This is a genomic window from Cellulomonas endophytica (assembly GCF_004123805.1).
GTDB classification, from domain to species: Bacteria; Actinomycetota; Actinomycetes; order Actinomycetales; family Cellulomonadaceae; genus Cellulomonas; species Cellulomonas endophytica.
In genome coordinates this window covers 63,878-74,902 of record NZ_RWJX01000016.1, presented here as the reverse complement: position 1 = coordinate 74,902, position 11,025 = coordinate 63,878, and the positions used below count along the sequence as shown (strand labels likewise).

The window sequence follows — 11,025 nt, the reverse complement described above, 5'->3', positions numbered from 1 at the left end:
CTCGCCGGGGCCGCCCTCGCCGGGGCCGCCCTCGCCGGGGCCGCTCTCGCCGGGGCCGTCCTCGCCCGCCGGGTCGTCGGGGTCGATGCGCGGGCACACCACGTAGGCGCGCCCGCCCCCCGCGACCTCCTCCCGCACGCGCTGCCAGACGCGGTCGACCCAATCCGGCCGGGACGCCGGCACCACGTGCGTGACCACACCGGCCCGGCCCGCCGGCACCTCCCGCAGGACGGAGGTCTCGAGGTCGCCGAAGACCGTCATGGCGACCGTGCGCGGGATGGGCGTGGCGGTCATGACGAGCAGGTGCGGCGCGCCGCCCGCCGCCGTACGCAGCGCGTCGCGCTGCTCCACCCCGAACCGGTGCTGCTCGTCGACGACGACGAGCCCCAGGTCGGCGAACTGGACCGTGCGCGAGAGCAGCGCGTGCGTGCCCACGACGATGCCGGCCTGCCCCGAGGCCGCCTCGAGCAGCGCACCCCGCCGCCGGGCGGCCGTGGCCGACCCCGTGAGGAGCGCCACCCGGGTCGCCCGCTCGGCGCCCCCGAGGAGCCCGCCCTCGGCGAGGTCCCCCAGGAGGGCCCGCAGCGACCGGGCGTGCTGCGCCGCGAGCACCTCCGTGGGCGCGAGCAGCGCGGCCTGCCCGCCCGCGTCGACGACCTGGAGCATCGCGCGCAGGGCGACGACCGTCTTGCCCGAGCCCACCTCGCCCTGGAGGAGGCGCTGCATCGGCACGGGCTGGGCCAGCTCCGCCGCGATCTCCTCCCCGACCGCGCGCTGCCCGTCCGTGAGCGTGAAGGGCAGGCGGGCGTCGAAGGCGGGGAGCAGGCCGTCGGCCGCGGGGGGACGGGCGGTGGTGCCCCGGGCGGCCACGGCTCTGCGCCGGCGGGCGAGCTCGGCCTGGAGGACGAACGCCTCCTCGTAGCGCAGCCGGGCGCGGGCGGCACGCCAGTCCGCCTCCTCGTGCGGCACGTGCGCGCGGTGCAGCATCTCGTGCCAGGGCAGCAGCCCGCGGCGCTCGCGCACGTCCTCCGGCAGGGGGTCCGGCGCGTGCACGGCCGTGAGCCCGTCGAGCTGCGACCGCACCGCCGTCCGGATGGTCTTCTGCTGGAGCTTGCCCGTGCTGGCGTAGACGGGGATGGGCCACCGGGCCCGCTCGCGCGCGCTCTCCTCGTCGTCCTCCTCGTCGAGGAACTCCATGGTCGGGTGCGCGAGCTGCCGACGGTCGCCGAACGTCGACACCGTGCCCGTGAACACGCCCCGGCGCCCCGGGACGAGGCTGCGCTCCCAGAAGGCGGCGGCTCCCGCGCTCCGGGCGAAGAAGGTGAGGTCGAGCGTGTCGCGGCCGTCCGTGATGACCGCCTTCACCAGCCGCAGGCCGTTGCGCGTGGCGCGGGAGGAGACGGAGAGCACGTCGGCGATCACCGTGGCGTGCTCGCCCTCCATGAGGACGTCGACGGGCGAGAGCACCCCGGGGTCGACGTAGCGCCGGGGGAAGTGGGTCAGCAGGTCCCGGACCGTGCGCAGGCCGAGCTTCTCCAGCGGCCCGGCCGCCCGCGCGCCGAGCGCGGCCCGCAGGGTCCGCTCCAGGGGGTCGACGACGGTCCCGCCGTCCGCACCACCGTGCCCGCCGGCCCCCGCGCCGCCGCGCAGGACCACGACGCCGGCCGTCCCGTCCGCCACCACGCCGCCCCTCCCCGACCGCACGAGCCGTCTCCGACCACCCTGCCCAGCCCTGCCCTGCCCAGCGCAGCCCGCCGCGGCCGCACGCGGCCGGCGGGCACCGCCCTAGCCTGCACCACGGCACCGACAGGGGTGGTTCGACCGGGCTCCGCGCATGGGCTACCCTGTTCCGGTTGCCCGGCCGCTGCCGGGTGCCCCGGCGCGCGACGGCGCCCAGGACGGCCCGCCCCCGGCGCGGCCGCCGGGACCGTGGCGGCACCGGCACCGACCCGTGGTAGCACGCGCTGCCCGAACGCTGAACCACCAGGAGAGAACCGTGGCTGCCACCTGCGACGTCTGCGCCAAGGGCCCGAGCTTCGGGCACAGCATCTCGCACTCGCACATCCGCTCGAAGCGGCGCTGGAACCCCAACATCCAGCGCGTGCGCGCGGTGGTCGCGGGCACCCCGAAGCGTCTGAACGTCTGCACCTCGTGCCTCAAGGCCGGCAAGGTGCAGCGCGCCGTCTGAACCACCCCGGCACCGCCGGCCCCCGGGCCGCGGTCGCCCCGGGCGGCGCCCCGCGCCGCCGTCGGTCCGAAGGCCCGTGGGTCCCGCCCACGGGCCTTCGTGCTGCCCGGGCACGGTCCCGCCCGCGCCCGGAGGACGGTCCTGGCCCGGGGCCCGGGGCCCGCGCCGCCGGGCGGGCCGCCCACGTCCCACCCCTGCCCGGACCGCCCGTCCACCCGGTCCGTGGACGCCCTCCCGCGCGGCGGGGATGTGGCATGGTGACGCCATGCCCGAGGAGGAGCTCGACGAGCCCATCGTCCGCCCCGCGACGCCGGCCGACGCCGCCGGCATCGCCGCCGTCCACGTCCGGTCCTGGCAGGAGGCCTACGCCGGGATCGTGCCCGACGCCTTCCTCCAGGGCCTCGACCCCGTCGACAAGGCCCGCACCTGGACGGTGTACCTCCAGCAGGCCGAGAGCGACGACGTCCAGCACTGGGTCGCCGTGCAGGACGGGCAGGTCGTCGGCTTCGCCTCGGTCGGGCCGTCGCGCGACGAGGACGCCCGTCGCCACGAGCGCGAGATCTACTCCATGTACCTCGACCCCGGTCGCTGGGGCCGCGGCGTCGCCCGCGACCTCATGCGCTCCGTCGTGGGTGCCGCGGGCGACCGCACCCCGCTGGGGCTGTGGGTGCTGGCCGACAACGAGCGCGCGCAGAAGTTCTACCGTCGCCACGGGTTCCAGCCCGACGGCGTCGAGCGCTACGAGGACATCGGCGGCGCCGACCTCCTCCAGGTCCGCTACCGCCGGGGCTGAGCGCTACCGCCGGGGCCGGGCGCCACCGGGGACGGCCGCCTCACCGGTCCCGAAGTGGTCCCAGCCCGTCGCCCCCCGCGGCGGCGGGCCCCCGGCCACCCGGACGGCGGGCCCCCCGTCGGCGGGCAGGACGCGACCGACGGGCCGGAAGCCCGCGGGCAGCGCCGCCCCGGCCGGGAAGGTCGCGAGCAGCCCGTGGTCCTCGCCCCCCGCGAGCACCCAGCCCACCGGGTCCTCCCCCACCGCGGCCGCGGCGGCCGCGAGGCGGTCCAGGTCCGCCGAGAAGACCTCCCGGGGCTCCGCGAGGTCGAGGACGACCCCCGACGCGCGCGCGAGGCGGCCGGCGTCGCGCAGCAGGCCGTCGGACAGGTCGAGCATCGCCGTCGCGCCGGCGCGGGCCGCCGCCGGACCGGCCGGGAGCGGGGCGTCGGGCCGCAGGAAGGCCGCGACGAGCCCGCCGTCGGCGTCCCCGAGCCCGGCCCCGAGCAGGGCCAGGCCGGCGGCGGACCACCCGCGCCGCCCGGCGTGCGCGACGACGTCCCCGGGCCGCGCCCCCGACCGCGTGACCGGGGCCCGGCCCTCGAGGTCGCCGTGCGCCGTCACCGCGACGACCACCGCGTCCCCGCCGGACAGGTCGCCGCCGACCACCCCCGCACCCACCGGCGCGCAGGCGTCCGCGAGACCGCGGGCGAGGTCCTGCACCCACGCGACCGGCAGGTCGGCCGGCGCGACGAGGGCCACCACGAGGGCCGTCGGCCGGGCGCCCATCGCGGCGACGTCGGCGAGGTTCTGCACGGCCGCGCGGTGGCCCACGTCGCGCCCGCCCGACCACGCCCGGCGGAAGTGCCGCCCCTCGACGAGCACGTCCGTGGTGACGACGAAGCGCCCGTCGGGCGCGGCGACCACCGCGGCGTCGTCGCCGGGGGGCAGCAGCGTCGCGTCCCCCCGGGGCAGCAGCGGCAGGAACGCCGCCAGGAGGGCCTCCTCGTCGACGTCCCGCAGCAGCGCCCCCGGGCCGTCCTCGCGCCCCTGCGGCGGCCGGGCGGCCGAGGTGTCGGGCGGTGCGGACGGGGCCGCCGCCGGCGGGTGCGGGACGGGCGGGACGGCGGGCGGGACGGGCACCCGCGACACGCTAGCCCGGCGGGGACCGCCGGCCGGCGCGGCTAGCGTGAGGGGGTGCCGCGCCCCACCCCGACCCGCCGTCGCGCCCTCGCCGCCTCCCTGGCCGCCCTCGCCGTCCCGGGCCTCGCCGGGTGCGCGCGCGGGGTCGCGGTCGACGCGGCCCCCGCGGCGACGGACCCGCTCTGCGCGGACGTCGTCCTGGCGACCCCGGAGAGCCTGGGCGAGGGCCTGGACCGCCTCCCCACGGACGCGCAGGCCACCACCGCGTGGGGCGGGCGCACGGACCCCGTGGTCCTGCGCTGCGGGGTGGAACCGCTCGGGCCGACCGCCGAGCGGTGCGTCGCCGTCGAGACGCCGGGGGGCCCGAGCGTCGACTGGGTGGTGGTGGAGCAGGACGACGGGTCGTGGACCTTCACCACGTACGGCCGCGTGCCCGCCGTCGAGGTGCTCGTCCCGGCCGCCTTCGCCGAGTCCCGCTCGACGTCGTTCGTGCCCGACCTCGGGCCGGCCGTCGCGCGGGCGCCCGCGGAGCGGTCCTGCCTCTGAGGAGCGAGGAATGCCCGGCCTCCCGGCCCGTCGAACGCGCCGAGGTGGGGCCCCGGCCGCCCCGGGCGCGGCGGCACCGGGCCGGGGTGCCTAGCGCAGGCCCGTGGGCCGCTCGAGCGCGAGCGCCAGCAGCTCGTCGACGAGCTCGGGGTACGTCACGCCCGTCGCCTGCCACATCCGCGGGTACATGGAGAACGGGGTGAACCCGGGCATCGTGTTGATCTCGTTCACCACGACCTCGTCCTCCGGCGTGACGAACACGTCGACGCGGGCCAGCCCCTCGCACCCGACGGCCTCGAACGCGGCCGCCGCCACCTCCCGGACGCGCTCCGTCACGGCGGGCGGCAGGTCCGCCGGGCAGTCGAGGCGCACGTTGCCCTCGTCGAGGTACTTGGCCCGGAAGTCGTAGAACGTGTGCCCGCCGCCCGTGACGACGACCTCGCCCGGCAGCGAGGTGCGCGGGGTCGCGCCGCCGCGGCCGCCGAGGACGCCGCACTCGATCTCGCGGCCGACGACCGCCGCCTCGACGACGACCTTCGGGTCGTGCCGGACCGCCTCCGCGACCGCGGCCGGCAGCTCCTCGAGGGTGTCGACGCGCGAGATGCCCAGGCTCGAGCCCGCGCGCGCGGGCTTGACGAACACGGGCAGGCCGAGCTCCTTGACGGCCTGCTCGGCCGCCGCCGGGTCCCGCCGCAGGACGGCGGGCAGGAGCACGCGGAACGCGCCGACGGGGAGCCCGTGGCCGGCCAGCACGGTCTTCATCATGTGCTTGTCCATGCCGACGGCCGAGGCGAGGACGCCGGCGCCCACGTAGCGGACGTCGGCCAGCTCGAGCAGGCCCTGCAGGGTGCCGTCCTCGCCGAACGGCCCGTGCAGCAGCGGCAGGACCACGTCGACCGTCCCGAGCTCGCGGGGCACCCGGCCCGGCTCCAGCACGCGGACGGCCCGCTCGTCGGTGGACTGCGGCAGGAGCACCTGCCGGGCCGTGTCCGTGACCTCCGGCAGCCGGCCGTCGACGATCGCCCAGCGGTCGGGGTCGTCCTCGGCCAGCACCCACCGGCCCTCGCGCGTGATCCCCACGGCGAGCACGTCGTAGCGCGTCCGGTCCAGGGCCCGCAGGACGCCGCCCGCGGTCGCGCAGCTGATCGGGTGCTCCCCCGACCGGCCGCCGAAGAGCACCATGACGCGCGGCCGGCGCGCCGTCCCCGGCACGTCCTCGGGGCCGCGGGGCGCGGGCGCCCCGGGCGCGACGGGCACGGGACGGGGGCCGGGGGCGGGGACGGCGCTCACCGGGCCGACCCTACTGCGGGCGCGCACCGGCCCGGAGGCGGCTCGCGGGACCGCGCCGGGGCCCGTCCGTGCGCGGTGGTGCGACCGGCCGGCGACCGGCCCGGGCCCGCACGGGGACCGCACCTGGAGGCAACCGGGACCGGGACCTAGCCCGGGACCTGGACCTGGACCTGGACCGCAGCGAGCGGTACCGGCACCGGACCGGGACCGGGGCGAGACGCACCGGGGCGTGTCGGCGCCGGATCGTAGGGTGGCCCGCATGCCCCACGCGCCCCACCCCGACGGTCCCGACGGTCCGGACGCCGCCCGCGACGACCGGCCGGACGACCGGCCCGACGGCCTGCGCCCGGCCACCCTCGCCGTCGCCGCCGGCCGCCCCCCACGGGTGCAGGGCGGTCCCGTGAACCCGCCGGTCGTCCTGTCCTCGACGTACGTCTCGCAGGGCGTGCCCGGTCCCGACGAGCTGCTCTACGCCCGCGGCGGCACGGAGACCTGGACGGCGTTCGAGGAGGCGCTCGGCGAGCTCGAGGGCTCGACGGCGCCGGCCCTCGTCCACGCCTCCGGGATGGCGGCGATCGCGGCGGCGTTCGCCCTGCTGCCGGCCGGCGGCCGCGTCGTCCTCCCGACGCACGCCTACCAGATCAGCCTGGCGTACGCGGCCGACCTCGAGGCGCGAGGCCTCGCGCGCGTCACCCGGGTCGCGATCGACGACACGGCGGCGGTCGTCGCGGCCCTGCACGGCGCGCCCGGGGAGGGGCCGGCGGCGATGCTCTGGGTGGAGTCGCCGACGAACCCGATGCTCGAGGTCGCCGACCTGCCCGCGCTCGTGGACGCGGCGCACGCGGCCGGGGCGCTCGTCGTCGTCGACAACACCTTCGCCACCCCGCTCGGTCAGCGCCCCCTGGCCCTCGGCGCGGACGTCGTCGTGCACTCCGTGACGAAGTACCTGGCGGGGCACTCCGACGTGGTGCTCGGCGCGGTGCTCACGGACGACCCGGCGCTCCACGCGCGCGTACTGGCGCACCGCACGCTGCACGGGTCCGTCGCCGGCCCGTGGGAGGTGTGGCTCGCGCTGCGCGGGATGCGCACCCTGGCCCTGCGCCTCGAGCGCGCCCAGGCGAACGCCGCCGAGATCGCCCGCCGGCTGGCCGCGCACCCGGCCGTCGTCGAGGTGCGCCACCCGTCCCTCCCGGACGACCCCGGCCACGCGCGGGCCGCCCGCCAGATGAACGGTTTCGGCGCCGTGCTGGCCCTCCGGCCCGTCGGCGGCGCGGCGGGGGCGGACGCCGTCGTCGCGGCCGTGCGGCTGTGGCTGCCGGCCACGAGCCTCGGCGGCGTGGAGTCCATGCTCGAGCGGCGGCGCCGCTTCGCCACGGAGTCCGTCACCGTGCCGGCGGACCTCCTGCGGCTGTCCGTGGGCGTCGAGGACGTCGAGGACCTGTGGGCCGACCTCGACGCGGCGCTGCGGTCGGCGGCGGGCGAGCTGCCCGTGGAGCTCTAGGCACGCGACGGCGGGCTCCCGCCGCCCACGGCCGGCCGGGGGTGGCGGATCCGGCAGGACCGGCTCGCCCCGCGGCGCCCCGGCCCTCCCGGCGGAGGCCTGCACCGGGGCCCGGCCCGGGGGGCTACCGGCCGGCCGTGACCGGGCCCGCGCCCTCGGGCAGGGCGTCGACGTCCTCCGCGCCGGCGGGGCGACCCAGCAGCGCGGCGGCCATCCGGTCGACCCCGAGCGCCCCGTCGAGCACCCCCACGACGCCGGCCGTGATCGGCATGTCCACGCCGAGTCCCACGGCGAGCTCGAGGATGGAGCGGCACGACTTCGCGCCCTCCGCGGTGCCCCCGGTCGCGAGCAGGGCCTCGTCGAGGCTCATCCCCTGGCCCAGGTGCACGCCGAGCCGGTGGTTGCGCGAGTCGGGCGAGCCGCAGGTGGCGACGAGGTCGCCCATCCCCGCCAGCCCGGCGAACGTCGTGGCCCGCGCGCCGAGGGCCAGGCCGAGGCGGGTGATCTCCGCGAGCCCTCGCGTGACGAGCGTCGCGCGGGTGTTGTGGCCCAGGCCGCGTCCCTGCGCCATCCCGACGGCGAGGGCGACGACGTTCTTCGCGGCGCCGCACAGCTCGACGCCGACGACGTCCGTGTTCGTGTAGGGGCGGAAGTAGTCCGTGGCGCACGCCGCCTGCACGCGCCGGGCGGTCGCCGCGCTGACGCTGGCGACGACCGTGGCGGTGGGCTGGCGGGCCGCGATCTCGTGGGCCAGGTTCGGCCCGGACACCACCGCGACCCGGTCGGCGGGCAGGTCCAGCGCCTGTGCGAGCACCTCGCTCATGCGGCGGTCGGTGGACAGCTCGACGCCCTTCATGAGGGACACGGCCACGGCGTCCGGCGCCAGGCGTCCCCCGAGCGGGGCCAGGACCGCCCGGGCCGACTGCGAGGGCACCGCCACCGCGACGAGGTCGGCACCGGCGACGGCCGCCCGCAGGTCCGTCGTCGCGGTCACGGCCGCCGGGAGGCGGACGCCGGGCAGGTAGCGCTCGTTGCGCCCCTCGTCGGCGACCTGCCGCGCCAGGACCGGGTCGCGGCCCCAGAGGGTGACGTGGGCGCCCGCGTCCGCGAGCACCGCGGCGAAGGTCGTGCCCCAGCTGCCCGCGCCGAGCACCGCGGCGCGGGGGCGGGTCGCGTCGTTCACGCGGTGCCCGGCCCGGCGACCGACCCGTCGCCCGCGTCCCCGACGGGGCCGAGGGGAGCGGCGGGCCCGCCGGGCACCACCGGGGGCCCGTCGGGGGACGCCTCGCGCACGTCGCGGCCGCCGGGGGCGGCGGGGCGGCGCATGACGAACGGCTCGGCCGGCGGCGTGCCGCCGCGGACGTCGGCGAGCTGGGCCGTGATCGCGGCCATGATCCGGGCCGTGGCCTCGCGCAGGGCGCCGCCGTCGGTCCGTCCGACGAGGTCGGAGAGGTCGACCGGCGGGCCGGCCACGATCGTCACGCGCTTGCGGGGGAAGGGTCGCAGGCGCTTGGAGTACCACCCGAGGAGGTCCTGGGCGCCCCACTGCGCCACCGGGACCACGGGCGCGCCCGTGGCCAGCGCGAGGCGCGCCACGCCCGTCTTGGCGGCCATCGGCCACAGGTCGGGGTCCCGCGTGAGGGTGCCCTCGGGGAAGACGGCGACGCACTCGCCCTCCTCCAGCGCCCGCTCCGCCGCGAGCAGCGACTGCCCGGCGGTCGTCGTCCCGCGCTGCACGGGGATCTGCCCCGTCGCCCGCAGGACCGCCCCGACCACGGGCACGCCGAAGAGGGAGGCCTTCGCGAGGATCTTCGGCGCGAAGCCGGCGTCCCACAGGAAGTGCGCGAACGTCAGCGGGTCGATGTTCGTCACGTGGTTCGACGCGGCGAGGAAGCCGCCCTCGCGCGGCAGGTGCTCCGTGCCGCGCCAGTCGGGCCGGGTCATGGCGAACATCGTCGGCCGCACGACGCGGGCGACGTTGCGGTAGGCACGGGTGGAGCGGGCGGGCGACGGCACGGACGCCGATCCTAGCCGGGCCCGTCGCGCCCGGGACGCGCCCGGGGCCGCGCGCCGCCCCGCCTGCCCGCCCGGTCGGGACCATGCTTGCCCCGGGCCCGCCGGCCTCAGTCGCGGCTGACGTCCGCGCCGAGGGCGAGGAGCTTGTCGCCGAAGTGCTCGTACCCGCGGTCGATGAGGCTGATGCCCCGGACCGCCGAGGTGCCCTTCGCGGCCAGCGCGGCGATGAGGTGGCTGAACCCCCCGCGCAGGTCGGGCACCTCGATGTCGGCGGCGGCCAGGGGCGTCGGGCCCGAGATCACGGCGGAGTGGTAGAAGTTGCGCTGCCCGAAGCGGCAGGGGCGCCCCCCGAGGCACTCCTTGTAGACCTGGATCGTCGCGCCCATGCCCCGCAGCGCGTCGACGAAGCCGAAGCGGTTCTCGTACACCGTCTCGTGGACGATGGACAGCCCCGTGGCCTGCGTGAGGGCGACGACGAGCGGCTGCTGCCAGTCCGTCATGAAGCCGGGGTGCACGTCCGTCTCGAGCGTGATGGAGCGCAGGTCGCCACCGGGGTGGAAGAACCGGATGCCCTCGTCGTCGATCGCGAACTCGCCGCCCACCTTGCGGAAGGTGTTGAGGAACGTCGTCATCTCCGGCTGGGTGGCGCCGCGCACGTAGATGTCGCCGCCCGTCGCGAGGGCCGCCGAGGCCCACGACGCCGCCTCGATGCGGTCCGACAGGGCCGTGTGCTGGTACCCGACGAGGCGGTCGACGCCCTCGATCCGGATGACCCGGTCCGTGGCGACGGAGATGATCGCGCCCATCTTCTGGAGCACGTTGATGAGGTCGAGGATCTCCGGCTCGATGGCCGCGTTCGACAGCTCCGTGATGCCCTCGGCCTGCACGGCCGTGAGCAGCAGCTGCTCCGTGGCGCCGACGCTCGGGAACGGCAGGGCGATCTTCGTGCCCTGGAGCCGGCGCGGGGCGCGGATGTGGATGCCGTTCTCGCGCTTGTCCACGACGGCGCCGAACTGCCGCAGGATGTCGAGGTGGTAGTTGATGGGCCGGTCGCCGATCCGGCAGCCGCCGAGGTCGGGGATGAACGCCTCGCCGAGCCGGTGCAGCAGGGGGCCGCAGAAGAGGATGGGGATGCGGCTGGAGCCGGCGTGGGCGTCGATGTCGGCCACGTGCGCCGACTCCACGTCCGTGGGGTCCAGGTGCAGCACGCCCGCGGCCTCGTCGGCCTCGACCCTCACGCCGTGCAGGCGCAGCAGGCCGGTGACGACCGCGACGTCGCGGATCTGCGGCACGTTGCGCAGCACGCTCGGGGTCTCGCCCAGCAGTGCGGCCACCATGGCCTTCGAGACGAAGTTCTTGGCGCCCCGGACCGTGATCTCGCCCTGGAGCGGGTTGCCGCCGGCGACGTACAGCAGATCGTCCATGACCCCATGCTGCCCCACCGGCGGGGCGGGTCCGTGCGTCGGTGGTCCCGGCGCGTCGCGCCCACCCACAACCTTCACCGGGTCCGGCCCACGGCTCCACAGCGGGCGGGCCCGCGACCCGGCGGGACGGCCGCACCCCCCGGAC

Annotated in this window: 10 protein-coding genes; 4 read left to right on the top strand and 6 right to left on the bottom strand. The window is 78.0% G+C overall.

Going from position 1 to position 11,025, the window contains the following annotated elements; translation table 11 throughout:
• Positions 1–1,680: ATP-dependent DNA helicase RecG (locus tag EJA20_RS07125; protein WP_420836409.1), on the bottom strand; the 1,680-nt coding region annotated here is incomplete at its 3' end.
• A 316-nt stretch (positions 1,681–1,996) separates the two neighbouring features.
• Between EJA20_RS07125 and rpmB the strand changes: the two genes are divergently transcribed.
• Both rpmB and EJA20_RS07115 read left to right on the top strand, forming a co-directional pair.
• Positions 1,997–2,188: a 50S ribosomal protein L28 gene (gene rpmB, locus EJA20_RS07120; RefSeq protein WP_129337461.1), complete on the top strand. Its 192-nt coding sequence runs from the start codon at positions 1,997–1,999 to the stop codon at positions 2,186–2,188.
• A 265-nt stretch (positions 2,189–2,453) separates the two neighbouring features.
• A complete protein-coding gene (locus EJA20_RS07115; RefSeq protein ID WP_240675150.1) occupies positions 2,454–2,981 on the top strand; it encodes a GNAT family N-acetyltransferase in 528 nt (175 codons plus the stop codon).
• A gap of 3 nt (positions 2,982–2,984) precedes the next feature.
• Here EJA20_RS07115 and EJA20_RS07110 read toward each other — a convergent pair whose 3' ends face one another.
• Positions 2,985–3,986, bottom strand: a complete 1,002-nt coding sequence (locus EJA20_RS07110) for a thiamine-phosphate kinase (RefSeq protein WP_129337473.1) — start codon at positions 3,984–3,986, stop codon at positions 2,985–2,987.
• A gap of 171 nt (positions 3,987–4,157) precedes the next feature.
• On the opposite strand from EJA20_RS07110, the gene EJA20_RS07105 reads away from it, so the two are divergent.
• Positions 4,158–4,649, top strand: a complete 492-nt coding sequence (locus tag EJA20_RS07105; RefSeq protein WP_129337459.1) for a DUF3515 family protein — start codon at positions 4,158–4,160, stop codon at positions 4,647–4,649.
• A gap of 90 nt (positions 4,650–4,739) precedes the next feature.
• On the opposite strand, the gene EJA20_RS07100 is transcribed toward EJA20_RS07105, so the two are convergent.
• On the bottom strand, positions 4,740–5,906 hold the full coding sequence (locus EJA20_RS07100; protein ID WP_420836410.1) for a D-alanine--D-alanine ligase family protein: 1,167 nt from the start codon (positions 5,904–5,906) through the stop codon (positions 4,740–4,742).
• A 292-nt stretch (positions 5,907–6,198) separates the two neighbouring features.
• Here EJA20_RS07100 and EJA20_RS07095 point away from each other — a divergent pair, with 292 nt between their 5' ends.
• Positions 6,199–7,440 carry a trans-sulfuration enzyme family protein gene (locus EJA20_RS07095; RefSeq protein WP_129337458.1) on the top strand — a complete coding sequence of 414 codons (1,242 nt, stop codon included), beginning with the start codon at positions 6,199–6,201 and terminating at the stop codon, positions 7,438–7,440.
• A gap of 124 nt (positions 7,441–7,564) precedes the next feature.
• Here the strand turns inward: EJA20_RS07095 and EJA20_RS07090 are convergent, their stop codons facing one another.
• From EJA20_RS07090 to murA, 3 genes are all read right to left on the bottom strand, one after another.
• Entirely contained in the window at positions 7,565–8,623 is a 1,059-nt protein-coding gene (locus tag EJA20_RS07090; protein WP_129337457.1) for an NAD(P)H-dependent glycerol-3-phosphate dehydrogenase, read from the bottom strand.
• The gene (locus tag EJA20_RS07085) at positions 8,620–9,456 is read right to left on the bottom strand and encodes a lysophospholipid acyltransferase family protein (protein WP_129337456.1); all 837 of its coding nucleotides are present in this window, start codon (positions 9,454–9,456) and stop codon (positions 8,620–8,622) included. Before EJA20_RS07085 ends, EJA20_RS07090 begins: the two co-directional genes overlap by 4 nt.
• Before the next feature lie 107 nt (positions 9,457–9,563).
• Positions 9,564–10,880 carry a UDP-N-acetylglucosamine 1-carboxyvinyltransferase gene (gene murA, locus EJA20_RS07080; RefSeq protein WP_129337455.1) on the bottom strand — a complete coding sequence of 439 codons (1,317 nt, stop codon included), beginning with the start codon at positions 10,878–10,880 and terminating at the stop codon, positions 9,564–9,566.
• Positions 10,881–11,025 lie beyond the last annotated feature (145 nt).